Raw genomic sequence first — 25,146 nt, 5'->3', positions numbered from 1 at the left:
CTGTTTATCTTTGCGGCATGCAGGATGAATTAAATGGGCTTCCGCAAAAGGCCAAAGATAAACATACAGAGAATAAGAAATTTTTTTCGCGTCTTAAAAAGAAGCCGCCGCGGCATCTTGACCTGCAAATGCAGGAGTTGCACGAAGAAGAATTTAGCCGCACCGATTGTCTTACCTGTGCTAACTGCTGTAAAACTACCGGACCTCTTTTTACCAATAAAGACATTGAGCGCATCTCAAAGCACCTGCGCCAAAAACCACAGCAGTTCATTGACGAGTACCTGCGCATAGATGAAGATAATGATTACGTGCTTCAGGAAGTGCCCTGTGCTTTTCTGGCTCCCGACAATTATTGCCTGATCTACGACGTACGGCCCAAGGCCTGCAGTGAATTCCCTCACACCAACCGGAAAGACTTTCACAAAATCTCAAACCTCACCATTAAAAATGTCGCTATTTGTCCGGCAGCTTTCAGGATTGTGGAGGAGATGAAGAAGAGACTACCTTAGGCTTAGTTGCAGGTCTTGTTGTTGCAAGTTGTCTTGTTGCACGTTGCGGGTTACGAGTTACTTCAAGAGGTACCTACAAAAATACTTATCTTTTAATTTTCAATTAAAAGAAGAATTATGGCAAATTCATATAAAGAGCTGGAGATATTTCGCATCTCATTAGTTTTATTCTACAAGGTTCACACATTAAGTTTGAAGTTACCTAAATACGAGCTTTATGAATTGGGAAGTCAAATTAGAAGGTCAGCAGATTCAGTAAATACAAATATTGTTGAAGGTTACGGAAGGAGAAGGTACAAAGGAGATTTTCTAAAGTTTCTGGTTTATTCACATGCAAGTAATGATGAAACTATAAATCATTTGGAGAAAATCCTTCATCTTTATCCGGAAATAATGGAAGATCAACATTACCTGAAGAATGATTATAACGACCTGGGTCGCAAAATAAATTCCTTTATAAAATATGTTGAGAAATCCTGGAAAACCTAAAAACAAAGATTAAAAGTTTCTAATTAGGTAATTCTGCGATATAAATCTGAACCACGAATCCCGCAACCCGCAACCCGCAACATAATTACTTCCGGCAGGAAACGTTTCAATCTGCATAAAACATGCAACCGGCAACCTGCAAATTTTGTAATACAACCCGCACCTCGCAACCCGCAACATATTTACTTCCGGCAGCAAAGATTTCAACCTCAATAAAACCTGCAATTGGCAACCTGCAACTTTTGTAATTTCAACCCGAAACCCGCAACATATTTATTTCTGGCAGGAAACGTTTTAACTTGAATAAAACCTGCAACCGTGCAACCTGCAACTTTTGTAATTTGAACCCGCATCACGCAACCCGCAACCCGCAACATATTTATTCCCGGCAGGAAAACTTTCAACTTCTATCAAACCTGCAACCATGCAACCTGCAAGTTTGGTAATTTCAACCCGCAACCCGAAACTGGCAACATATTTACTTCCGAAAGCAAAGATTTCAACTTCAATAAAACCTGCAACCGTGCAACCTGCAACTTTAGTAATTCAACCCACAACCCGCAACATATTTATTTCTGGCAGGAAACGTTTTAACTTGAATAAAACCTGCAACCGTGCAACCTGCAACTTTGATAATTCAACCCGCAACATATCAAACCCGCACCTCGCAACTAATACAACAAATACTTCTCCCTTACTGTTTTAAACTCTTCTAAACCAGGTTTCCAGGTTTCGCGTATTGCTTCTGCGGTCATTCCGTTTTCAATTTGCTTCTGCAGTTCTTTGGTTCCGGCGAGCTTTGTGAAAAATGCGTTGAAAAATTCCTCTTTTTGAGAGCTGTGATTATATGCTTCTATAAGCCATTCAAGGTTGAGATAATCCAGGTGCGCTGCATTTGAGAGATCTCTTCCGTAGCAGGTCTTGTTTAGGTGTTTTGGAGATTTGGCACCTTCATTAGGCTCGGGAACATAAGTGAATGGAAATACGTCCTGTGAAAGGTAAGGGGAGCCAAATACCTGGAACTGTTTACTTGTGCCGCGACCTGCATTAACGTTGGTTCCTTCAAAAAAACAAATGCTGGGGTACAGGTTAATTGACTTTGCATTAGGAAGGTTTGGAGAAGGTTTTACAGGAAGATCGTAGGGCATGCTGTGAACATAATTTTCCATTTCAATCACTTTTAGATCGGTTTGCACGCCGTTCTTCAACCAGTCCTCGCCATTAGTCATTTTTGCGTATTCTCCAATGGTCATTCCGTGTACCACCGGGATGGGATGCATCCCTACAAAACTTTTGTACTGCGGGTCAAGCACCGGCCCGTCCAGGTAATGACCGTTTGGATTTGGTCGGTCAAAAATGATCACTGTAATGTCATTTTCGGCAGCGGCTTCCATGACGTAATGCAGGGTAGAAATATAGGTGTAGAAGCGCACTCCCACATCCTGAAGGTCAAAAATCAGAACGTCAAGGCCTTCCAGCTGTTGTGCTGAGGGTTTTTTGTTATCTCCATAAAGGGAAATTACCGGCAGGCCGGTATTTGGGTCTTTTCCGTCTTCAACCACTTCGCCTGCATCGGCTGTACCCCGGAATCCATGCTCTGGGGCAAAAACTTTAACCAAATTCACGTCGAGGGCCAAAAGAGTGTCTACAAGATGTACATTTCCTGCTTCCGTAGGAATAATACTTGTCTGGTTTCCTACCAGCCCAACTTTCTTACCTTCCAAAAATGGCAAATAATAGGCTGTTCTTTCAGCACCCAGCTTCAGCTCTTTTGAAATTTCGGCAGGGGACTCGTTTTTGGCTTCAGCAGAATTAACTGAAGGATTTCCTGAATTGTTTCCGCAGGCGGTGGCGGTAATAACTAGGAATAAAAATGTACTTTTGAAAAATCTAAAACTCATAGCTACTCTTGAATTTGGAATTGTTTATCGCCAGGCGCCTTATTAGTGCGAAGCAGCACAAAAATAGCATATCGGCACCTATAATAAAAATAGCAATTGTTGCAATTGCTATTGGTGTGATAATGATGCTGGTAGCTTTTGCTACAAGCCTTGGACTGCAGCAGAAGATAAGAGAAAAGATGTCGGCTTTTACCGGTCATATCACCATTTCGAGCTATGACAACAACAATTCACAGGTTTCTTTAACGCCTATCTCGACCGACCAGGATTTTTATCCAGAATTCACCAGTGTAGATGGAATTGATCACATCCAGGCCACGGCCTACCTGGGCGGAGTAATCAGGACTGAAACCGACTTTGAGGGTATCATTGTGAAAGGAGTTGGGCCCGATTTTAACTGGGAATATTTTGAAGACTTCCTGGTAGCAGGAAAGATGCCCAATGTTAGCGACGGCCTGAATAATGAAGTGCTTATTTCCCGTTACACTGCAAACCGATTGGGTTTGGAAGTGGGAGACAAGGCAGTAACTTACTTTTTAAGGGATGAAACCAGCAGGACGCCGTTAATCAGGGCTTTTGAGATCACGGGAATTTATAATTCCGGGTTCCAGGAGTTTGATGAGCTCTATATGCTGGGCGATATTCGGCATGTGCAGCGAATTAACCGCTGGGAAAAAAATGAAGTCGGCAATTTCGAGGTTTTTCTTGAAGATTTTGGTCAGTTGGAAGAGAAAGGGCAGGAGATCTATGAGAATACCGGATCATTTCTCGACACCCGCACCATTAAGCAGCAGTATTATTCACTTTTTGAATGGTTGTCGCTTTTCGATTTTAACGTCGCGCTTATTATTGGGATCATGATCCTGGTGGCAGGCATCAATATGATCACCGCTCTTTTGGTGCTTATCCTGGAGCGAACACAAATGATTGGCATTTTAAAAGCCCTTGGCAGCAGCGACTGGAGTGTAAGAAAGATCTTTTTATATAACGCCGGATATTTAATCCTGCTGGGTCTTTTCTGGGGAAATTTAATAGGTCTGGGGCTGTTATTTGCACAAAAGTACCTCAAGCTTATTCCGCTTAACCCCGAAACTTACTATGTGACCGAAGCACCCGTGTACATTGGATGGGAGTACATTGTAGCTGTTAATTTGGGCACCCTCTTTTTGTGTATGCTAATGCTGCTTATTCCTTCTTTTATCATTACCAGGATCTCCCCGGTAAAGGCCATGAAGTTCGATTAAGTAAGAGGTGTCAAAAATGCCATTTTCGGCATCCCTTTTGCAATCTTTCTAAAGCTGCTTTTTTTCTTACCTTTGCAGCCGAAAATTTGAGATATGGAATACGCTGAAAATATACTAGGTACCATTGGAAATACGCCTCTTGTTAAGATCAATAAGCTTACAGAAGGTATAGACGCCCTGGTACTGGCAAAATATGAAACTTTCAACCCCGGAAATTCGGTAAAGGACCGTATGGCGGTGAAAATGATTGAAGATGCCGAAGCTGCCGGACTTCTTAAGCCGGGGGGAACCATTATTGAAGGGACTTCGGGAAATACGGGGATGGGGCTTGCTCTTGCCGCTATAGTGAAGGGCTACCGGATGATCTGTGTAATGGCCGACAAACAGTCTAAGGAGAAAATTGACATTTTACGAGCCGTAGGCAGTGAGGTTGTAGTTTGCCCAACCGATGTAGCGCCCGACGATCCTCAATCTTACTACTCCACTTCAAAACGTCTTTCTGAAGAAACCCCGAATTCCTGGTATGTGAACCAGTACGACAACCTCTCCAATACCAAAGCCCACTACGAGAGTACAGGGCCCGAAATTTGGAAACAAACCGACGGAAAAGTGACACATTTTGTAGTAGGTGTGGGTACCGGCGGAACTATTTCGGGAGTGGGAAAATACCTGAAAGAGCAAAATCCAAATGTGAAGGTTTGGGGAGTCGATACCTATGGTTCGGTGTTTAAAAAATACCATGAAACCGGCGAATTTGATGAGAAGGAGATTTATCCTTACGTTACAGAGGGAATTGGGGAAGATATCCTTCCGAAGAATGTAGATTTTGACATTATTGACGGTTTTACAAAGGTGACCGATAAATATGCAGCAGTTTATACCCAAAGGCTGGCTAAAGAAGAGGGGATGTTTCTTGGGAATAGTGCGGGAGCCGCTATAAAAGGGCTTCTTCAGCTAAAAGAACATTTTAAGAAAGATGATGTGGTGGTAATTTTATTTCACGATCACGGCAGCCGCTATGTAGGTAAAATGTTCAATGATGAATGGATGCGAAAAATGGGATATATTGATTAAGAACCAGGAGCCTGGAGTCAGAATTCAGGACTTATCGTTTTAAATATTGAAGAGCTGTCTTAATTTCTTATTTTAGGCAGCTTTTTTTATTGCTGAAGATTTCCTGCCTGCTTCCATTCCCTGAACCAACCAAAAAGCAAATGCACCTGAAAAGTACAAAATCACATCTATTACATCTGAGGTATATCTTGTAGAGTGTTCAGGAAGATAAAGCTCAAAATAAACAGAATAAAGTACCGCGAGAGAGCAAGCTGAAAAAAGGGAAATCCTGATGCCCTTGTTTCTGCTGAAGCTTCTAATAATAAACAGGCATATACTTAAAACTATGGGCATGCATAAAAGATCATTGAGGTGAGAAGTGAAAAATTCGGGTAAATCAACTGCTAGCTTTATTAAAGCTATATTCAGAAGAAAGGCTGCGAGGCAAATACTGAAAAGCAGATAGATATTTTTCATACCAGGAACAGAGCTGTAACAAAAGCCAGTGCGCCTCCAATAACCATTACAGCCAGCCAAATATTAAATCCTACTTTTTTGAGCAGAGACATGAATTTATTTTCCTTCTTTGGAGGTTTCCCGGCTTTATTATCCGGGTTTTGCTCTCCCGGTGGAGGTGGTGTGGGTTTCATGGGCAAGGTTTTGAGTAAGATAAAATATTTAGCCGAAAATTAATCGAGCAGCAACCTGTTTAACCGTGAATTAAGAATTTCCTGAAAATTGCCCTCTCAAAAATGCCATTTTTACTGATCATTTCTAAAAAAGTTCCCGGCAGGATTTGTACTGCTGCTGTTGAATAGTATATTTTGGTGACTTAAAACTTAAATTGATGAAACAAATATTCATAATCTGCTTAATGCTGATGCTGTTTGCGGGATGTAAAGAGAATTCTTCAGAAAATATTACAGTAGTAGAACAACAACCATTGCGATACCTGGCTTTGGGAGATTCTTATACTATAGGGGAAAGTGTGGCTCCCGAAATGAGATGGCCTGTGCAGCTTGTAGAAAAATTAAGAGCCGATGGGTTTGAAATTAAAGATCCCAGGATCATTGCCACTACCGGATGGACCACTCAGGATCTTTTAAAGGCTATAGATGAGCAGCTAAACAATGAAAAATATGATCTTGTTTCGGTGCTCATTGGGGTGAATAATCAGTACCAGGGAAAATCTATAGAAACTTATCGGGAAGACCTGAAGGAGGTTTTTAAAGAAGCTATAGCACATTCGGGTAATGGAGCAGCAGGGGTTTTTGCAGTGAGCATTCCCGATTATGGAGTGACGCCATTTGGTGCCGAAAATGCTGAGAAAATTGGACTTGAAATAGATGAATTCAATGAAGTTTTTAAGGAAGTAGCTTCAGAATTTAATGTAGAATTTTATGATATTACGCCCATTTCCCGTGAAGCAATAGAACAACCTGAATTAATTGCCGATGATAATCTTCATCCCAGTGGGGAAATGTACCGCCGTTGGGTAGAGAAATTTTATCCGGAGGTAAAGCAAAAGTTGCTTATCGAAAATTAACATTAGTTGTAAGGCGAATCTGTCATTTTATTTAATTGTGTATCAATAAGGTATGTGAATATTGTATACTTTTATTTGATGCGGGAAGATTATCTACACTATTTATGGCAGTTTCAGAAGTTCGAACTACAGGAGATGAAAACTGTAGATGGCGCTGTGGTTAGCGTCATCTCACCAGGTCTGCACAATGAGCTTTCAGGTCCCGATTTCCTGTACTCAAGGCTCCGGATAAACGATCAGGAATGGGCAGGAAATGTTGAAATCCATATTCGCTCTTCAGATTGGTATATGCATGGGCATGAGACCGATTCTGCTTATGATAATGTGATTCTTCATATTGTCTGGATTCATGACGTTGATATCTTCCGAAGAGACAATTCGCCACTTCCGGTCATGGAGTTGCAGTCTCTGGTCTTGCCTGAAAGCCTTGATAGCTACAACAGGTTGTGTGCAGAAGATCATGGGAAATGGATCAATTGCGAAAAGGAGCTGCCCGCTATTGATGATTTTGTAATAGACAATTGGCTGGAGCGGCTATATGTAGAAAGACTGGAGAAAAAATCGTCCCTCATTTCAGAACTGCTCTCAAAAACTGCCGGAGATTGGGAGGCGGTGCTTTTTCAAATGTTGGCCAAAAACTTTGGGCTCAATATAAACGGGGAGGCTTTTCTGAGTATCGCGGGATCTATTCCTTTTCCGGTAGTAAGAAAAGTGAGAGCAAATGCTCTAGAAATGGAAGCATTGCTACTAGGGCAGGCGGGGCTGCTGGAAAAAGATCATGAAGAACCTTATTTTTTAAAGTTAAAAGAGATCTATCTCTATTTGCAGCATAAGTTTGCCTTGTGTAGAAAAGGAGTTCTGCCTGTTAAATATTTTCGTCTAAGGCCCGATAACTTCCCTGAAATTAGGTTGGTGCAGCTCGCAGCAGTATACTGTGAACATACCGCGCTTTTTTCCAGGCTTCAAAAATGTCAAAATACGCAACAGGTTCACGAACTTTTCGAAGTGCGTTTAAATGAATTCTGGAATACGCACTACACCTTTTCTCGCAGGCACACTGCGAGAATAAAGAAACCGGGAAAGAAGTTCCTGGACCTTCTCATCGTGAATACTGTGGTTCCTGTAAAATTTGCCTACCTTAAAAGTGAGGGGAAAGATGCTTTCGAGATAGTGGCTCCCCTTATTGAGGCCGTAGCTGCAGAGGAAAATGAAATCGTCAAAAAATTTAAAACCCTAAGACCATCTATCGTGAAGGATGCACTAAGATCACAGGCCTTACTGCAGTTAAAAAAAGAGTACTGTGACAGGAAAGCCTGTCTACATTGTGCAGTAGGCCTGGAAATCTTGCAACAGCAACCACATTTTTAATATATTTGTGATATGCAGAGATGGGTGAACCAAATAAGGAACTTTTTTGAGAGACATGGGTTTTATGTTTCTTCGCGCTTCGCCGATAAACTTGGGATGAGAGCTAAAAACGTAAGGTTGTTCTTTATCTACCTTTCGTTTGCCACTTTTGGGATAGGTTTTGCAGTTTATCTCACATTTGCTTTCCTCCTCAGGTTCAAGGACATGATCTACTCAAAACGCACATCAGTTTTTGATCTTTAGAGAGGCCTAAATTTCTCTTAAGTCTTGTAGGTTAACGTTTTCTTTGCATTTTAACTTGATAAAATTTGAAAACGTTAATATTTTTAGCATCTTGCTTCGCCGAAAATTCCATTTAGTATTATTCTAAAATCCTTTTATGAGAAAGTCGATACTTTCATTATTATTCTCTTTATTCTTTTTAACTACTTATGCTCAAAACCTCGATGTTGATGTCCAGGTTGAAAACCCGTCAAAGTTGATCAATGACGGCTTTGCTGAACTACAGGTGCAGGGGGGAACGCCTCCTTATCAGTACAAATGGTCCAAACAGGACACGCCTTTAGATGCCTTGAGGGCAGGCGGTCTTATTGAAGGTGTAGATTATACTGTGACCGTTACCGATGCCAACAACAACAGTGTTACCAAAACAATTAAAGTACGGGCGAAAGCCATTACAGAACATTTCAATGGTACCTTTGCTCCCATTGTGGCAAGCATGGGTAGCGTGCTATTCTGGGATCCTTTCTCAGCTATAGGAATTTACGATCCTGTGGTCTATGCCGACATTAAAAGAGTGGCAGCGCCAAATTGGGAAGCCCGTGCCGATGGCCGATTTCTCCTGAAAGAATGGCTTAAAGCCGAAGGAGAGCGTGTTGAAGAAGGCGAGCCTATTGCTGTTGTGCTGCAGGATGGCGAAGAAGAAAGTATTGCCTATGCAAATGCTACAGGTAACCTCGAATATTTAGTGAAGGAGGGAGGAATGATCTATAATTCAGAGAATGTTGAAGATGTTATTGAGCAGGGGGCACATTATCTTGCTGCGATAAGATATGATCAGCCTGTACCATTACTTCATCCTAATGGAGATTTACAGAAAAAAGATATCCCATTCATTGTAATATGGCTCGTTTTAGGAGCATTGTTTTTTACATTAAGAATGGGCTTTATAAATATTAGAGGATTTAAACATGCTCTTGATCTTGCTAAAGGGAAATATGACGATCCAAATGCACCCGGGCAGGTAACACACTTCCAGGCACTCGCCACTGCAGTGTCGGGTACGGTAGGATTGGGTAATATTGCCGGGGTGGCTGTTGCTATTTCCCTTGGTGGAGCCGGAGCTACTCTCTGGATGATCCTTGCTGGTCTTCTGGGTATGTCATCCAAATTCGTGGAGTGTACTCTGGGGGTAAAATACCGCTTTATAAATTCTGAAGGGCGCGTTTTTGGAGGTCCTATGAATTATCTTAGGTATGGTCTTGAAAAGAGGAATATGGCCGGATTGGGTAAATTCCTGGCGGTTTTCTTTGCTATACTTGCTATTGGAGCCTCCTTTGGAGGTGGAAACATGTTCCAGGCCAACCAATCGTTTGTAATTCTTGCGGGTGAGTTTCCTGCGCTTGTTGGTAACGGCTTTATCTTCGGGGTAGTAGTTGCAATTCTTGTGGGAATTGTGATTATAGGTGGAATAAGCAGTATTGCCAAAGTAACAGGGAAAATTGTTCCAATTATGGCAGCGGTCTACATTGTAGGAGCTTTGGTTGTAATTGGTGTAAATATTGAAAATATAGGTCCGGCGTTTGCTGCGATCTGGGATGGAGCCTTTAGCCCAAGTGCCTTAAAAGGTGGGGTGATTGGTGTATTGATTGTTGGTTTCCAAAGAGCGGCTTTTTCTAACGAAGCCGGGGTAGGATCTGCCGCAATTGCGCATTCTGCCGCCAAGACAAACAATCCGCCTTCTGAAGGTTTTGTGGCGCTTCTTGAGCCTTTTATCGATACAGTTGTAGTGTGTACCCTTACAGCACTTGTGCTTATTTTTACAGGTATGCACGAGGTTGAAGGAGTAGGAGGAGTAGAATTAACGTCTACCGCTTTTGGTAGTGTGATCTCGTGGTTCCCTTACGTCCTTGCCGCCGCAGTATTCCTGTTCGCTTTCTCAACAATGATCTCCTGGTCTTACTACGGAATGAGAGCCTGGACTTTTCTCTTCGGAAAAAGCAAGAATATGGAATTGCTCTATAAAGCACTCTTTCTTGTGTTTGTAGTAGTGGGAGCATCGGTGAGTCTTGGTGCTGTTCTTGACTTTTCAGATATGATGATCCTTGCCATGTCTTTCCCTAACATCATCGGGCTTTACATCATGTCTGGTGAGGTGAGAAAAGATCTTAGAGAATACTCAAGAAAATTGAAAGCCGGCGAGCTTTTTCATAAGCCTGAAAAAGAGCGGGTGAAAAAAGCCTCTTAAGGCCAAATTTACATAATGAAAAACTGGAAATCCCATTTTGTTTTCACCAGAAGTCAACAGAATGGGATTTTTGTTTTGGTAGCTATCATCATTGCCCTGCAGGGGATCTACTTTTTCATTCTTTTTTCTTCGGAAGACCTTCCAGATCCTGAAGAAGAAAAAATTGTCACTGAAATGCAACGTACGGTTGATTCATTGAAGCAGGTTGCTGCTGAAAGAGGAGAGGCGGCAGTCGCGCCTTTTAATCCCAACTTTATTTCAGATTATAAAGGTTACTTGCTGGGGCTTTCAGTAGCTGAAATAGACCGGCTTCATGAATTCAGGGAACGTGATCTATGGATCAATTCTGCTGAAGAATTTCAGGAGGTCACGGGAGTTTCAGATTCTTTGCTGAAGATATTGGCGCCTTCTTTTCAGTTTCCTAATTTCCGCAGAAATACTTCCGAAGAAAACAGGGTGCCAAAAAAGGCATTTTTGACACCTCTTTCAAAAACTGATATTAATACCGCTACGGCCGAAGACCTGCAACGGGTTAATGGGATAGGGGAAAAACTTTCTGCCAGGATTGTGAAATACCGTAAATCACTTGGCGGCTTTAGAGGTGAGGTGCAGCTTAATGATGTCTACGGCCTCTCTCCAGAAGTTGTGGAAAGGCTGCTGCTGCACTTTGAGGTGCAGCAATGGCCTGGAGAACAGCTGGATATTAATAAGGTAAACCTTATGCAGCTCACCAGCATCCCATATTTGAATTACGAACAGGCCCGTGCCATTGTGAAGTTTCGGGAAGAGGCAGGAGAAATAAAGAGCCTGGAAGATCTTGGGCAGATTCCGAATTTTCCTCTGGAAAAATTAGGCAGAATTGCCCTATATTTGAGCATGGACCAGAAAAACTAAGTTTTTCGCATTCCCAGAAAATTTTCAGGTTTAAAAAAACATTCAGAAATAAACTTTATGAACAGCAGATATTTTACAGAAGAACACGAATTATTCCGCAAAAGCTTTCAGGAATTCCTTCAAAAAGAGGTGGTTCCGCATATCGAAAAATGGGAGGAGACAGGGACTATTGAGCGCTTTATCTGGGAGAAATTTGGAGAAATGGGATATTTCGGCCTCAACTATTCCGAAGAATATGGAGGATTGAATCTCGATATTTTCTATACTGTGATTTTTCTTGAAGAGTTACAAAAGATCAATAGTGGCGGATTTGCAGCGGCTATGTGGGCGCATGCATATCTTGCAATGACGCACCTTGACAAAGAGGGAGATCACCGCATCAAAGAAAAATATCTGGCACCCAGTATTAGTGGAGAAAAGATTGGCTGTCTTTGTATTAGTGAGCCTTCTGGCGGGAGTGATGTTGCCGGAATGAGGACTACTGCGGTTAAAAAAGGGGATAAATATGTCATTAATGGCTCCAAGACTTTTATTACGAATGGAGTCTATTCAGATTATCTTGTTGTAGCTGCAAAGACTGCTCCCGAGCTAAAAGGGAAGGGCATGAGCATTTTTGTGATAGACCGTGAAACTACCGGTATTTCGGCCACAAAACTCAATAAACTGGGTTGGAGGGCATCAGATACTGCCGAGATTGCTTTTGATAATGTAGAAGTACCAGCTTCAAACCTTATGGGGGAGGAGGGGAAAGGCTTTCCTTACATCATGCAGCACTTTGCTTTTGAAAGGCTAATTATGGGAATCAACGCCCATGCCCGTGCAGAGTTTGCCTTAGATTATACTTTGAAGTATATGAAAGAGAGGGAAGCTTTTGGAAGAACCATTGATAAGTTCCAGGCTCTGCGTCACAGTTATGCCGATATGGCAAGCGAGGTGGAGATGGCAAAAGAATTTAATTATTCTATTGCCGAAAGGATGCATCGCGGGGTTTATGTGGTGAAAGAAGCCAGTATGTCTAAGCTGCTTTCTACAAAAATAGCCGATGAGGTTATTTACAAGTGCCTTCAGTTTTTGGGGGGATATGGCTACATGGAAGATTATCCATTAGCGCGGTTGTTGAGGGATAGCCGCCTGGGGCCTATTGGAGGCGGGACTTCAGAAATTCTTCGCGAGATCATCGCTAAAATGGTGATTGACGGGAAGGAATACAAACCGGTGGCCCAGTAGTTCAAGGTTTAAAGTTTAAGGTTCAAGGTTTCGAGTTGTGAGTTGTGAGTTGTGAGTTACGAGTTATGTACGTCCCTGATATAGGTTGACCACTAAAATCAACAAAGCAAATATTCGCTCGATAAAGAAGCACAGACATTATTCCTTAGAGTTTAAAAAGCAAATTGTAGCAGACTTTGAAAGTGGAGAGTACAGTGTTCCCCAGCTTGAGAAGCTACATGGTGTAAGTAACAACTCAATTTACAACTGGATATATAAATTTTCTACCTTTAACGAGAAGGGTTTTAGAGTCGTAGAAATGAAAGACAGTAGCGAAAAAAAGGTGCAAGAAATGGAGTCCCGGATCAAGGAACTTGAAGCGGCTTTAGGTCGTAAACAGATCCAGGTAGAGTATTTTGAAAAAATGATCGAACTGGCTAAGACAGAGCTGGATATCGACATTAAAAAAAACTACAGCACCCCACAATCACCTGGTTCAGGGAAAATAAAAAACAAATAAGTTTTTCTATGAACCAGCTTTACGAAAGTGTCGGGATCAGCAAACAAGCTGTACATTAATATGCGCGAAGACAGACGCTGTTTGACCATAGTTTGGTGAAATTAATGTCTGAAGCCGATGATATTCGTAGAGATCATCCTGGTTGTGGGGTAGAGAAAATGTATCATACCTTAAAGCCTGATTTTATTGGAAGAGATCGTTTTGTAGAGACTTTTATGCAGTTAGGTTATCGTCTTAAAAAGAAGAAGAATTACAGACGCACTACCATTGCCGGTAAGATCTACTACCCAAATAAAATTAAAGGCATAGAGATCAATGCACCTTCGGTGGTGTGGCAAAGCGACATCACTTATTACAGAGTAGGAGATAAATTTTATTACGCAGTCTTTATTATAGATGTTTACACTAAGAAAATAGTTGGTTATGAAGTCTCTGATCACATGAGAGGAACAGCAAATCTTAAGGCTCTGAGGATGGCTTTAAAAGACAATGAAGCTCCAAAAATCCATCACTCAGACAGAGGAAGCCAATACACTTATAAATCATATACTGACCTTTTAAAGTTTAATACAACTACAATAAGTATGGCTTTAAGTGCCCAGGACAATGCATATGCAGAAAGAATCAATAGAACGATAAAAGAGGAATACCTGGATCATTGGAAGCCTCAAACTTTTAGCCAACTAAAGAACCAGGTCAACAAGGCAGTAAATAACTATAACAACAAAAGATCACACGCCCATTTAGGGAAAAGAAATCCCGAAGAGTTCATAAATTATTGGTCAAGCCTTAAAAAAGAAGACCGACCAATAATTACTATTTTTGATAATGAAAATTAATATCTAAAACCGGTGAACACTAATCAGGGAAGTTCATTACGAGTTGAGGGTTACGAGTTACGAGTTGAGGGTTGGAAGTTTTCCAGTTGAAGCTCCAGGTTATCTTACATCTGATCCTACTGCCCGCCTGGAACTGATTCTTTAAACCTCAAATTGGAATTTGGTGCTTGGATTTTTTTTATGAAATAAAACAAATTAAAATTGCGAGTTTGCAATTAACGATTATCTTTGCAGCTCGAAAATAATTTTTAAAGAAAGGAGGTGACACTATGTTAATTATACCAGTTAAAGACGGAGAGAATATTGATAGAGCGCTGAAGCGTTTCAAGCGTAAATTTGATCGCACAGGAACAATGCGTCAGTTGAGAGATCGTCAGGCATTTACAAAACCGTCGGTAGAACGTAGGGCTCAAGTCCAAAAAGCTGCTTACATTCAGCATCTAAGAGATCAGGAAGAGATCTAGTATCAATTCCTAAGTCTGAGTTCTTAGGTATATAATATTAACTGTTGATAGATAAAGTTTTATAACTTTGTTTGTCAACAGTTTTTTTATGCCTCAAAATATTTACACTTCATTTTTTGATTACCTGGAACTGGAAAAAAAGAATTCGGTTCACACGGTCACGGCATACCGGGCCGATCTTCTTTCTTTTGCCGGTTTTATCGCTGAAACTTACGGGCAGGAGGATCTCAAGCAGGTGAATTACTCCCAGGTGCGTAGCTGGATTGTGCAGCTGGTTGAGCAAGGCATGTCCAATAATAGTATTAATCGTAAGGTATCTTCTTTAAAAGCTTTTTACCGTTTTCTTCAGAAGTCAAAGCAACTGGAAATTTCTCCTTTAGCAAAACACCGGGCTTTAAAAACTTCACGCAACCTACAGGTGCCATTTTCGGAAGGAGAAATGGAGAAGGCCCTGGGGCAGGTGCAGGCTGAAGGTTTTGAAGAAGTTCGAAATAAACTGATGGTTGAACTTTTCTATTCAACCGGGATAAGACGAAGTGAGCTCATAAATATCAGGTTGCAGGATCTAGATATGACAACGGGCCTGCTAAAGGTAAAAGGTAAGGGGAATAAAGAAAGGTTTGTGCCGCTTTTACCTGGTGTTGTGAGTACCTTAAAGGTTTATTTCAATGAGAGAAAAGGTGTCAAAAATACTGTTTCAGAAGACTTTTTATTTTTGACAGCAGCAGGCGTTAAAACCTATGATTCGCTTGTTTACCGTACAATAAATAATTACTTTAGAGGTATCTCGAGTAAGCTAAAGAAGAGTCCGCATATCCTGCGACACTCCTTTGCCACTCACTTATTGAACCAGGGTGCTCATTTAAATGCTGTTAAAGAACTTTTGGGGCATTCCAGCCTTGCTGCTACCCAGGTGTACACTCACAACAGCATGGCCGAGCTTAATAAGGTCTACCGCAATGCGCATCCAAGGAACAACAAGAAGGGGTTATAGAATTTGTCTAATTAAAAACTTCAATTTTTATGAAAGTCAATGTGCAATCCGTGAACTTCCACGCCGATCAAAAACTGGTTAACCTTATTCAGCAAAAGCTTGACAAACTTGAAAATCATTTCGACAATGTAATTTATGCCGATGTGTACCTCAAAGTGGAGAAAGCGAGTGATAAGGAAAATAAAATTTCAGAAATTTTACTAAGTATTCCGGGTGATGAAATAATTTGTAAAAAAAGGGGCAGGAGATTTGAAGTAGGTGTAGATGAATGTGTTAGTTCACTTGAGAGGCAGCTTCAAAAGCGTAAGCGCAAATTTAATGTGCAGGTGGCTTAAAATATTTTTCATCAAATGTTTTGAGAACAAATATTAATTTATACATTTGCAGTCCGTTAGAAATAGCGGACTTTTTTTGTGAAAAAGAAAAAGTTTTGCCGATGTAGCTCAGCTGGCTAGAGCAGCTGATTTGTAATCAGCAGGTCGTGGGTTCGAGTCCCTCCATCGGCTCTAAAAAGTCAAATTTTATTTGATTTTTAAAGTTCTTGAAATTTTGAAAAAAAAGCTTTGGTTACTAAATTAATTTTCTATTAATTTGCGGCTTCTAAAAATAAGCCATTCCAAAGCGATGGTTCTGTGAAATACTGAAAGAATAAATTGGGGAGATACTCAAGCGGCCAACGAGGACAGACTGTAAATCTGTTGTTTTTTAACTTCGCAGGTTCGAATCCTGCTCTCCCCACAAAAATTGAATTCCAGATAACAAATTCCAAACACCAAGTTGGGATTTGGTGCTTGAGGCCTGGAGTTCGAAAATTGCGGGAGTAGCTCAGTTGGTAGAGCGTCAGCCTTCCAAGCTGAATGTCGCCGGTTCGAACCCGGTCTCCCGCTCCAAATCTTTCCTGGTTTAAGATGCTTGTATAAGGGTCTTGATTTTGGAAGAAAAGAGGAGCTTAGAGCTGCAAAGTGAAAGTGACTCATTATAAATTCTTCGGGTGTTGAACTTCGGTTCTATTTCCCGGGAACCAAAGAAGAAAGGTTCTTCTTTTAACGGAGGTTCTCACGCTATTAGCGTGTTTTTCTGTTAACCAGAAGTAGGGCCTGGATTTTTGAATCCTATAGTCGTCTCCCCAGAAAAGCTTGGTGGAGGCTTTTTTGCCGACGTAGCTCAGGGGTAGAGCGTTTCCTTGGTAAGGAAGAGGTCACGGGTTCAATTCCCGTCGTTGGCTCTGAGGTTTGTGTAAAATTGAACACTAATATATAACTAAGATTAAATAAGTATTAATTATGGCAAAGGAAACTTACGATCGGTCCAAGCCGCACCTAAACATAGGTACTATTGGACACGTAGATCACGGAAAAACAACTTTAACAGCAGCGATTACTAAGGTAATGGCTGATGCCGGTTATTCAGAAGCTAGATCTTTTGATCAAATTGATAACGCACCGGAAGAAAAAGAAAGAGGTATTACAATTAACTCTTCACACGTTGAATATTCAACTGAAAAGCGTCACTACGCTCACGTTGACTGTCCTGGTCACGCCGATTACGTAAAGAACATGGTAACTGGTGCTGCTCAAATGGACGGTGCTATCCTTGTGGTTGCGGCTACAGATGGTCCTATGCCACAAACTCGTGAGCACATCCTTCTAGGGCGCCAGGTAGGTATTCCAAGAATCGTTGTGTTCCTTAATAAAGTTGACCTTGTTGATGATGAGGAGCTACTTGAGTTAGTTGAGATGGAAGTAAGAGATCTTCTTTCTTTCTACGAATATGATGGAGATAATGGTCCTGTAATTTCTGGATCTGCTCTTGGAGCACTTCAGGGTGAGCAGCAGTGGGTTGACACTGTACTTCAATTGATGGAGGCTGTTGATAACTGGATCGAATTGCCAGAGCGTGATGTTGATAAGCCATTCCTATTGCCTATCGAAGATGTATTCTCTATTACTGGTCGTGGTACTGTTGCTACAGGTCGTATCGAAACTGGTGTTGCTAACACTGGTGATCCTGTAGAGATTATTGGTATGGGAGCTGGAAAACTTACTTCTACAATTACTGGGGTTGAGATGTTCCGTAAGATCCTTGATAGAGGTGAAGCTGGTGACAACGTTGGTATCCTTCTAAGAGGTATTGAAAAGACTCAGATTTCAAGAGGTATGGTAATTACCAAGCCAGGATCTGTAACTCCACACGCTAAATTCAAAGCTGAGGTTTATATCCTTAAGAAAGAAGAAGGTGGACGTCACACTCCATTCCACAACAACTACCGTCCACAGTTCTACGTACGTACAACTGACGTAACAGGAACAATTAACCTTCCTGAAGGAGTTGAAATGGTAATGCCAGGTGATAACCTTACAATTACTGTAGATCTTATCCAGCCAATCGCAATGAATGTTGGTCTACGTTTCGCTATCCGTGAAGGTGGTAGAACAGTAGGTGCTGGTCAGGTTACTGAAATTTTAGACTAATATAGTTAAGTATAAAAGTCAAGGTATTCACTCCGGTGAATATCTTGACTTATATTTACGGGTTTAGCTCAGTTGGTAGAGCACTGGTCTCCAAAACCAGGTGTCGGGAGTTCGAGTCTCTCAACCCGTGCATAAAGAGTGGTCGATATAAACCTCTTTTTTTAATAATAGTGATCAATCACATGGCCACCGAGAATTCTTTCCACTACAAGGGGTGATATAACGGGAGCCGGTGCTTAATGACTTATTAAGGTGAAAAAATTAATACCATGGCAGGAATATCAAATTACATTTCGGAGTCCTATAATGAATTAAAGAATCACGTGACCTGGCCAGCATGGGCAGAAGCTCAAAAGTTGACTGTGGTTGTGGTTGTGTTTTCAATAGTGTTTGCATTGTTGATCTGGGGTGTAGATACTGTTTTTAGCGGTGTTATAGAGCAATATTTTGAGTGGATTAAATCATAAATAATATTGCAATGGCAGAGGTGAAAGATAAAAAATGGTATGTAGTTCGTGCCGTAAGCGGACAGGAAAATAAGGTTAAGGAATATATAGAGCGGGAGATCGCTCATGAAGGCCTTGAAGATTTTATTGAAGAAGTTCTTGTTCCAACCGAAAAGGTTATTCAAATAAGGAATGGCAAAAAGGTGAATAAGGAACGTGTTTACTTCCCTGGTTACGTAATGATCCTTGCTAATATTGGGGGAGAGATTCCTCACATTATTAAATCAATCAATGGTGTTATCGGGTTTTTAGGGGAGACAAAAGGAGGAGATCCTGTGCCGCTAAGAAAATCTGAAGTTAACCGAATGTTAGGTAAAGTGGATGAGCTCTCTGTAAAGGCAGACAATGTTGCGATTCCTTTTACTATTGGTGAGACTATCAAAGTAATTGATGGTCCTTTTAACGGTTTTAATGGTACGGTTGAAAAGATCAATGAAGAAAAGCGTAAGCTTGAAGTGATGGTGAAGATTTTTGGAAGAAAAACTCCGCTTGAACTGAGTTACATGCAGGTAGAAAAAGTATAATAACTGTTACACTATATATTTTTGGATAGTTTTAGTATGCTTCCACTAACAAAACTATCATCTTAAAATTAATAAAATGGCAAAAGAAGTAAGTAAGGTTGTTAAGTTACAAGTTCGCGGAGGTGCTGCTAACCCATCACCACCAGTTGGACCAGCTTTAGGTGCTGCCGGAGTTAATATCATGGAGTTCTGTAAGCAATTTAACGGAAGAACCCAGGATAAACAGGGAAAAGTATTGCCTGTTGTTATTACAGTGTACAAAGATAAGTCTTTTGACTTTGTAATTAAAACTCCCCCGGCTGCAGTGCAAATTTTGGAAGCTGCGAAAGCTAAGAAGGGTTCTGGTGAGCCAAACCGTAAGAAAATAGCTAGTGTTTCTTGGGATCAGGTAAGAACCATTGCTGAAGATAAAATGCAGGATCTAAATGCATTTACTTTAGAATCTGCAATGAAGATGGTAGCTGGAACAGCAAGATCTATGGGAATTACTGTAAAAGGACAGGCACCTTTTTAATCCAAAAAGAAATTAGAAATGGCAAGATTGACTAAAAAGCAAAAGGAAGCACAATCTAAGATTGAAAAAGGTAAGACTTATTCGGTGGCAGAGGCTTCGGCTTTAATAAAAGATATAACCAATGTGAATTTTGATCCTTCTGTGGATATCGCTGTTCGTTTGAACGTAGATCCACGTAAGGCTAATCAAATGGTGCGTGGCGTAGTTACTTTACCACACGGTACAGGTAAAGACGTTAAAGTATTAGCTCTTGTAACTCCCGATAAGGAAGCAGAAGCTAAAGAAGCTGGCGCAGATTATGTTGGTTTGGATGAATACCTTGATAAGATCAAAGGTGGCTGGACAGATGTTGATGTAATCATCACTATGCCTAGCGTTATGGGTAAACTAGGACCTTTAGGACGTATCCTTGGGCCAAGAGGCTTAATGCCAAACCCAAAAACCGGAACTGTAACTATGGATGTTGCCAAGGCGGTATCTGATGTGAAAGCCGGTAAGATCGATTTCAAAGTAGATAAGACTGGTATTGTTCATGCCGGTATTGGAAAAGCTTCATTCGAAGCTGAGAAAATAGCAGGTAACGCAAGAGAATTATTAACTACCCTGGTTAAATTGAAACCTACGGCTGCTAAAGGTGTGTATATTAAAAGTATCCACATGTCAAGCACAATGAGCCCTAGTGTTGAAATTGATACTAAAAGGTTCACTGAGCAATAATATTATTGGATTATGACAAGAGAAGAAAAATCAAGAGTAATTGAAGATTTAACTGCCCAGTTAGCTGATAATACCACTATTTACCTAGCAGATATTTCAGGCTTAAATGCATTGAATACATCAAACTTGCGTAGAGCTTGTTTTAAAGCGAACGTAAAGCTTGCGGTAGTTAAGAACACACTTTTGGCTAAGGCCATGGAAAGTTCAGGTAAAGACTTTGGAGAACTTCCTTCTATTTTGAAAGGGAATACTTCCATCATGTTTTCTGAAACTGGAAATGCACCAGCTAAAGTAATTAAAGAATTCAGAAAAAAATCTGACCGTCCTTTACTAAAAGGCGCGTTTATTGAAGAGGCTATATTCATTGGAGATGATAAACTGGATACCCTGGTTAACATCAAATCTAAAGAAGAAGTTATTGGAGATATCGTTGGATTGTTACAATCACCTGCCAAAAATGTTATTTCGGCACTTAAATCTGGTGGTGGTAAGATCGCAGGAATTCTTAAGACTCTGTCTGAAAAAGAAGAGTAAGCATAGTACGCACTTTTTAACAAATATAAATTACATTACATTTTAAAAACGATAGAAAATGGCAGATTTAAAAGATTTTGCAGAACAATTAGTTAACTTAACAGTTAAAGAAGTTAATGAATTAGCTGATATTTTGAAAGAGGAATACGGTATCGAGCCTGCTGCTGCGGCTGTTGCTGTTGCTGGTGGTGCTGCTTCTGGTGGTGAAGAAGCCGCTGAAGAGCAGTCTGAGTTTGACGTAATCCTTAAAGCTCCGGGTGGATCTAAACTAGCCGTAGTGAAATTAGTAAAAGAACTTACCGGTCTTGGCTTGAAAGATGCTAAAGAATTGGTAGATGGTGCTCCAAAACCAGTAAAAGAGGGAGTTTCTAAAGACGAAGCTGAAGCATTAAAAGCACAGTTAGAAGAAGCAGGAGCTGAGGTTGAGCTTAAATAAGCTAAACCCACAGACACATATAGGTTTAGACCCGGAGATTAGGTTCTCTGAGGTCTAAACCATTTTGCGTATATAAATATTTCTTGTTTATTTCGCGCCCATTTTATTATAATAACATAATTCCGTCCATTGATGTTAGCAACGCAAACTGAAAGATTGAGTTTCTCTTCTGTTAAGAACAGGCCTGCTTATCCCGACTTTTTGGATATCCAAATTAAGTCATTCCAGGACTTCTTTCAATTAGAAACGAAATCAGAAGAAAGAGGAAATGAAGGTTTATACAATACCTTCATGGAGAACTTTCCCATTACGGACACCCGTAACCAATTCGTACTAGAATTTTTAGACTATTTTGTGGACCCGCCAAGATACTCCCTTCAGGAGTGTATCGAGCGTGGATTGACCTATAGTGTACCGCTTAAAGCACGGTTAAAGCTTTATTGTACAGACCCGGAACATGAGGACTTTGAAACTATTGTTCAGGATGTGTACCTTGGGACGATTCCTTACATGACCCCAAGCGGGACCTTTTGTATCAATGGAGCTGAGCGCGTAGTCGTTTCTCAGTTGCACCGGTCTCCCGGAGTATTCTTTGGACAATCCTTCCATGCAAACGGGACAAAACTTTATTCTGCCCGTGTAATTCCTTTTAAAGGATCCTGGATTGAATTCGCTACCGATATCAATAGCGTAATGTACGCCTATATCGATAGGAAGAAAAAATTACCTGTAACTACACTTTTCCGTGCCATTGGATTTGAGCGCGATAAAGATATTCTTGAAATATTTGACCTTGCTGAAGAGGTTAAAGTTTCTAAAACCGGACTTAAAAAAGTCCTGGGCCGTAAACTGGCTGCACGTGTATTGAACACCTGGTATGAAGATTTTGTTGATGAAGATACTGGAGAGGTTGTTTCAATTGAGCGTAACGAGATTGTATTAGATCGTGATACTGTTCTTGATAAAGACCATATTGAAGAGATATTAGAGACCGGATCAAAAACTATCCTGCTTCACAAGGAGGATAACCAAACCGGAGATTACGCTATTATCCACAATACATTACAAAAAGACCCAACCAACTCCGAAAAGGAAGCGGTTGAGCACATATACCGTCAACTCCGTAATGCAGAACCGCCAGATGAGGAAACTGCACGTGGAATTATTGACAAATTGTTCTTCTCAGACCAGCGTTACAACCTTGGGGAAGTAGGTCGTTACAGAATGAACAAAAAACTTGGTCTTGATATCGCTATGGATAAGCAGGTGCTTACCCGTGAAGATATTATTACCATCGTAAAATATCTTATTGAGCTTATCAATTCAAAGGCAGAAGTTGATGATATTGATCACCTTTCTAACCGTAGGGTAAGAACAGTAGGAGAGCAGCTGTCTCAGCAGTTTGGTGTAGGTCTTGCCCGTATGGCACGTACCATTCGTGAAAGAATGAACGTACGTGATAACGAGGTGTTTACCCCAATTGACTTGATCAACGCGAAGACCCTGTCTTCTGTGATCAACTCATTCTTTGGTACCAACCAGCTGTCTCAGTTCATGGACCAGACCAACCCGCTTGCAGAGATCACGCATAAGCGTCGTCTTTCGGCTCTTGGGCCTGGTGGTTTATCAAGAGAAAGAGCAGGGTTCGAGGTACGTGACGTTCACTATACGCACTACGGAAGACTTTGTCCTATTGAAACACCAGAGGGACCAAACATTGGTCTTATCTCCTCACTTTCAGCTTATGCTAAAGTGAATTCAATGGGATTCCTTGAAACTCCTTACCGTGAAGTAATCAACGGTAAAGTGAATGTTGCCGATGAGCCAAGGTATCTAAGTGCCGAAGAAGAGGAAGACAAGATGATCGCCCAGGCGAACATTGCAATGAGTGATGATGGTACTATTGAAGCCGATAGAGTTATTGCACGTGAAGAAGGTGACTTCCCTGTTGTAGAGCCAACCCAGGTTCACTACATGGACGTTGCTCCAAACCAAATCGCTTCTATCTCTGCATCGCTAATTCCATTTTTGGAACATGATGATGCGAACCGTGCCTTGATGGGATCTAACATGATGCGCCAGGCAGTACCTCTTTTAAGAGTTGATTCTCCTATTGTTGGTACAGGTCTTGAAAGACAGGTAGCTACAGATTCTCGTGTATTGATCAATGCTGAAGGAGAAGGAACTGTAGAGTACGTAGATGCACAAAAGATCATCATTAAGTATGATAGAACTGAAGAAGAGCGCATGGTAAGCTTTGACTCAGATTCTAAAACTTATGAGCTGGTTAAATTTAGAAAGACCAACCAGGGTACTTCTATTAACCTGAAACCTATTGTAAGAGTAGGAGACAGAGTGAATAAAGGACAGGTACTTTGTCAGGGTTACGCTACCGAAGCAGGGGAACTTGCTCTTGGGCGTAACATGAAAGTTGCCTTCATGCCATGGAAAGGGTACAACTTTGAGGATGCGATTGTGATTTCAGAAAAAGTTGTTAGAGATGACATCTTTACTTCTATTCACATCGATGAGTATTCTCTTGAAGTTAGAGATACCAAACTTGGTAATGAAGAATTGACTAATGACATTCCAAACGTTTCTGAAGAGGCTACAAAAGACCTTGATGAGAATGGAATGATCAGGATTGGAGCCGAAGTGAAGCCGGGAGATATTCTTATTGGTAAGATCACTCCAAAAGGAGAAAGCGATCCAACCCCCGAAGAAAAGCTTCTTAGAGCAATCTTTGGTGATAAAGCCGGTGATGTAAAAGATGCTTCTCTTAAAGCTTCGCCTTCATTGAGAGGTGTGGTAATCGACAAGAAATTGTTTGCCCGCGCTATTAAAGACAAGCGTAAAAGAGCCCAGGATAAAGAAGATGTTGCGGCACTTGAGAAAAAATATGAAGCGAAATTTGCCATTTTAAAGAGTGAACTTGTAGATAAGTTATTCGCTATCATTGGAGGTAAAACTGCCCAGGGTGTAATGAACGACCTTGGAGAAGAGATCCTTCCAAAAGGTAAGAAGTACACTCAAAAAATGCTTAACGCAGTTGATGATTATGCTCACCTTACACAAGGTACGTGGACTACAGATGATCACCTTAATGCTTTGGTGGCCGATCTTCTTCACAACTACCGTATTAAGGAAAATGATATTCAGGGTAACTTAAGAAGAGAGAAATTCACTATTTCTGTAGGGGATGAACTTCCTTCTGGTATTATCAAACTTGCTAAAGTTTACATCGCTAAGAAACGTAAGCTTAAAGTAGGGGATAAAATGGCAGGACGTCACGGTAACAAAGGTATTGTTGCTCGTATAGTTCGCCAGGAAGATATGCCTTTCCTTGAAGATGGTACACCTGTTGATATCGTATTGAACCCACTTGGGGTACCTTCACGTATGAACATTGGGCAAATCTATGAGACTGTACTTGGATGGGCCGGACAAAAATTGGGTAGAAAATATGCTACTCCAATCTTTGATGGTGCGACTATTGATCAGATCAATGAATTGACAGATGAAGCGGGAATTCCAAGATTCGGTCACACCTATCTTTATGATGGTGGTACTGGAGATCGTTTTGACCAGCCTGCAACTGTTGGTGTGATCTACATGCTTAAGTTGGGTCACATGATTGATGATAAGATGCATGCACGTTCTATTGGGCCTTACTCATTGATCACGCAACAGCCGCTTGGAGGTAAAGCTCAGTTTGGTGGACAGCGTTTTGGAGAGATGGAAGTTTGGGCGCTAGAGGCATATGGTGCTTCGGCAACCCTTCGTGAAATCTTAACTGTGAAGTCTGATGATGTAATAGGAAGAGCCAAAACTTATGAAGCCATTGTAAAAGGTGAGCCAATGCCAGAACCGGGACTACCTGAATCTTTCAACGTACTTATGCACGAATTGAAAGGTCTGGGATTAGATATTAGATTAGAAGAATAAAAAAA

25 protein-coding genes and 5 tRNA genes are annotated in these 25,146 nt (G+C 41.0%); 28 read left to right on the top strand and 2 right to left on the bottom strand.

The window, feature by feature from the left end; genetic code table 11:
- The first annotated feature begins 17 nt into the window (after positions 1-17).
- Both ACQ93I_RS12610 and ACQ93I_RS12605 read left to right on the top strand, forming a co-directional pair.
- Complete coding sequence (locus ACQ93I_RS12610) at positions 18-509, top strand: YkgJ family cysteine cluster protein (protein ID WP_431698807.1); 492 nt, start codon at positions 18-20, stop codon at positions 507-509.
- A 117-nt stretch (positions 510-626) separates the two neighbouring features.
- Positions 627-998, top strand: a complete 372-nt coding sequence (locus ACQ93I_RS12605) for a four helix bundle protein (protein WP_431698806.1) — start codon at positions 627-629, stop codon at positions 996-998.
- Positions 999-1,669: 671 nt separating this feature from the next.
- Here ACQ93I_RS12605 and ACQ93I_RS12600 read toward each other — a convergent pair.
- Positions 1,670-2,899, bottom strand: a complete 1,230-nt coding sequence (locus ACQ93I_RS12600) for an exo-beta-N-acetylmuramidase NamZ family protein (protein ID WP_431698805.1) — start codon at positions 2,897-2,899, stop codon at positions 1,670-1,672.
- An 8-nt stretch (positions 2,900-2,907) separates the two neighbouring features.
- Here ACQ93I_RS12600 and ACQ93I_RS12595 point away from each other — a divergent pair, with 8 nt between their 5' ends.
- Both ACQ93I_RS12595 and ACQ93I_RS12590 read left to right on the top strand, forming a co-directional pair.
- Complete coding sequence (locus ACQ93I_RS12595; RefSeq protein ID WP_431698804.1) at positions 2,908-4,143, top strand: ABC transporter permease; 1,236 nt, start codon at positions 2,908-2,910, stop codon at positions 4,141-4,143.
- A 93-nt stretch (positions 4,144-4,236) separates the two neighbouring features.
- Complete coding sequence (locus ACQ93I_RS12590; protein WP_431698803.1) at positions 4,237-5,217, top strand: PLP-dependent cysteine synthase family protein; 981 nt, start codon at positions 4,237-4,239, stop codon at positions 5,215-5,217.
- A gap of 452 nt (positions 5,218-5,669) precedes the next feature.
- On the opposite strand, the gene ACQ93I_RS12585 is transcribed toward ACQ93I_RS12590, so the two are convergent.
- Positions 5,670-5,846: a hypothetical protein gene (locus ACQ93I_RS12585; protein ID WP_431698802.1), complete on the bottom strand. Its 177-nt coding sequence runs from the start codon at positions 5,844-5,846 to the stop codon at positions 5,670-5,672.
- Positions 5,847-6,043: 197 nt separating this feature from the next.
- Here ACQ93I_RS12585 and ACQ93I_RS12580 point away from each other — a divergent pair, with 197 nt between their 5' ends.
- The 24 genes from ACQ93I_RS12580 (at position 6,044) to rpoB (ending at position 25,141) form a co-directional block, all read left to right on the top strand.
- Positions 6,044-6,742, top strand: coding sequence for a GDSL-type esterase/lipase family protein (locus ACQ93I_RS12580; protein WP_431698801.1), 699 nt, complete (start codon positions 6,044-6,046; stop codon positions 6,740-6,742).
- Between the two features lie 78 nt (positions 6,743-6,820).
- Entirely contained in the window at positions 6,821-8,110 is a 1,290-nt protein-coding gene (locus ACQ93I_RS12575) for a DUF2851 family protein (RefSeq protein ID WP_431698800.1), read from the top strand.
- A 12-nt stretch (positions 8,111-8,122) separates the two neighbouring features.
- Positions 8,123-8,353: a PspC domain-containing protein gene (locus ACQ93I_RS12570; RefSeq protein WP_266069923.1), complete on the top strand. Its 231-nt coding sequence runs from the start codon at positions 8,123-8,125 to the stop codon at positions 8,351-8,353.
- Between the two features lie 136 nt (positions 8,354-8,489).
- Positions 8,490-10,577: an amino acid carrier protein gene (locus tag ACQ93I_RS12565; protein WP_431698799.1), complete on the top strand. Its 2,088-nt coding sequence runs from the start codon at positions 8,490-8,492 to the stop codon at positions 10,575-10,577.
- A 15-nt stretch (positions 10,578-10,592) separates the two neighbouring features.
- Complete coding sequence (locus tag ACQ93I_RS12560) at positions 10,593-11,471, top strand: ComEA family DNA-binding protein (RefSeq protein WP_431698798.1); 879 nt, start codon at positions 10,593-10,595, stop codon at positions 11,469-11,471.
- Between the two features lie 57 nt (positions 11,472-11,528).
- Positions 11,529-12,698 carry an acyl-CoA dehydrogenase family protein gene (locus ACQ93I_RS12555; protein ID WP_431698797.1) on the top strand — a complete coding sequence of 390 codons (1,170 nt, stop codon included), beginning with the start codon at positions 11,529-11,531 and terminating at the stop codon, positions 12,696-12,698.
- An 85-nt stretch (positions 12,699-12,783) separates the two neighbouring features.
- The gene (locus tag ACQ93I_RS12550) at positions 12,784-13,197 is read left to right on the top strand and encodes a transposase (RefSeq protein ID WP_431698796.1); all 414 of its coding nucleotides are present in this window, start codon (positions 12,784-12,786) and stop codon (positions 13,195-13,197) included.
- Positions 13,198-13,301: 104 nt separating this feature from the next.
- Positions 13,302-14,036 (top strand): IS3 family transposase, encoded by a 735-nt coding sequence (locus ACQ93I_RS12545; RefSeq protein ID WP_431698795.1) that lies wholly within the window; start codon positions 13,302-13,304, stop codon positions 14,034-14,036.
- 269 nt (positions 14,037-14,305) lie between these two features.
- The gene (gene rpsU, locus ACQ93I_RS12540) at positions 14,306-14,500 is read left to right on the top strand and encodes a 30S ribosomal protein S21 (protein ID WP_266069931.1); all 195 of its coding nucleotides are present in this window, start codon (positions 14,306-14,308) and stop codon (positions 14,498-14,500) included.
- A gap of 88 nt (positions 14,501-14,588) precedes the next feature.
- Positions 14,589-15,494, top strand: coding sequence for a tyrosine-type recombinase/integrase (locus tag ACQ93I_RS12535; RefSeq protein ID WP_431698794.1), 906 nt, complete (start codon positions 14,589-14,591; stop codon positions 15,492-15,494).
- A gap of 29 nt (positions 15,495-15,523) precedes the next feature.
- On the top strand, positions 15,524-15,829 hold the full coding sequence (gene hpf, locus ACQ93I_RS12530; RefSeq protein ID WP_266069934.1) for a ribosome hibernation-promoting factor, HPF/YfiA family: 306 nt from the start codon (positions 15,524-15,526) through the stop codon (positions 15,827-15,829).
- Between the two features lie 97 nt (positions 15,830-15,926).
- A tRNA-Thr gene (locus ACQ93I_RS12525) sits at positions 15,927-16,000 on the top strand.
- Between the two features lie 149 nt (positions 16,001-16,149).
- Positions 16,150-16,232 (top strand) — tRNA-Tyr (locus ACQ93I_RS12520).
- Between the two features lie 76 nt (positions 16,233-16,308).
- A tRNA-Gly gene (locus ACQ93I_RS12515) sits at positions 16,309-16,384 on the top strand.
- Between the two features lie 263 nt (positions 16,385-16,647).
- Positions 16,648-16,719, top strand: a tRNA-Thr gene (locus tag ACQ93I_RS12510).
- A gap of 58 nt (positions 16,720-16,777) precedes the next feature.
- On the top strand, positions 16,778-17,965 hold the full coding sequence (gene tuf, locus ACQ93I_RS12505; protein ID WP_266069935.1) for an elongation factor Tu: 1,188 nt from the start codon (positions 16,778-16,780) through the stop codon (positions 17,963-17,965).
- Between the two features lie 57 nt (positions 17,966-18,022).
- A tRNA-Trp gene (locus tag ACQ93I_RS12500) sits at positions 18,023-18,095 on the top strand.
- 139 nt (positions 18,096-18,234) lie between these two features.
- Positions 18,235-18,432, top strand: a complete 198-nt coding sequence (gene secE, locus ACQ93I_RS12495; protein WP_266069936.1) for a preprotein translocase subunit SecE — start codon at positions 18,235-18,237, stop codon at positions 18,430-18,432.
- Positions 18,433-18,443: 11 nt separating this feature from the next.
- Positions 18,444-18,995, top strand: a complete 552-nt coding sequence (nusG, locus tag ACQ93I_RS12490; RefSeq protein WP_029035716.1) for a transcription termination/antitermination protein NusG — start codon at positions 18,444-18,446, stop codon at positions 18,993-18,995.
- Positions 18,996-19,071: 76 nt separating this feature from the next.
- On the top strand, positions 19,072-19,509 hold the full coding sequence (gene rplK, locus ACQ93I_RS12485; protein ID WP_266069938.1) for a 50S ribosomal protein L11: 438 nt from the start codon (positions 19,072-19,074) through the stop codon (positions 19,507-19,509).
- Between the two features lie 18 nt (positions 19,510-19,527).
- Complete coding sequence (gene rplA / locus ACQ93I_RS12480; protein ID WP_266069940.1) at positions 19,528-20,226, top strand: 50S ribosomal protein L1; 699 nt, start codon at positions 19,528-19,530, stop codon at positions 20,224-20,226.
- 12 nt (positions 20,227-20,238) lie between these two features.
- Entirely contained in the window at positions 20,239-20,760 is a 522-nt protein-coding gene (gene rplJ, locus ACQ93I_RS12475; RefSeq protein ID WP_266069941.1) for a 50S ribosomal protein L10, read from the top strand.
- A 58-nt stretch (positions 20,761-20,818) separates the two neighbouring features.
- Positions 20,819-21,196, top strand: coding sequence for a 50S ribosomal protein L7/L12 (rplL, locus tag ACQ93I_RS12470; RefSeq protein ID WP_431698793.1), 378 nt, complete (start codon positions 20,819-20,821; stop codon positions 21,194-21,196).
- Positions 21,197-21,328: 132 nt separating this feature from the next.
- Positions 21,329-25,141, top strand: coding sequence for a DNA-directed RNA polymerase subunit beta (gene rpoB, locus ACQ93I_RS12465; RefSeq protein ID WP_431698792.1), 3,813 nt, complete (start codon positions 21,329-21,331; stop codon positions 25,139-25,141).
- Positions 25,142-25,146 lie beyond the last annotated feature (5 nt).

Source organism: Salinimicrobium sp. WS361, assembly GCF_050750585.1.
Taxonomy (GTDB): domain Bacteria; phylum Bacteroidota; class Bacteroidia; order Flavobacteriales; family Flavobacteriaceae; genus Salinimicrobium.
This window is presented reverse-complemented; position numbering and strand designations above follow the sequence as displayed.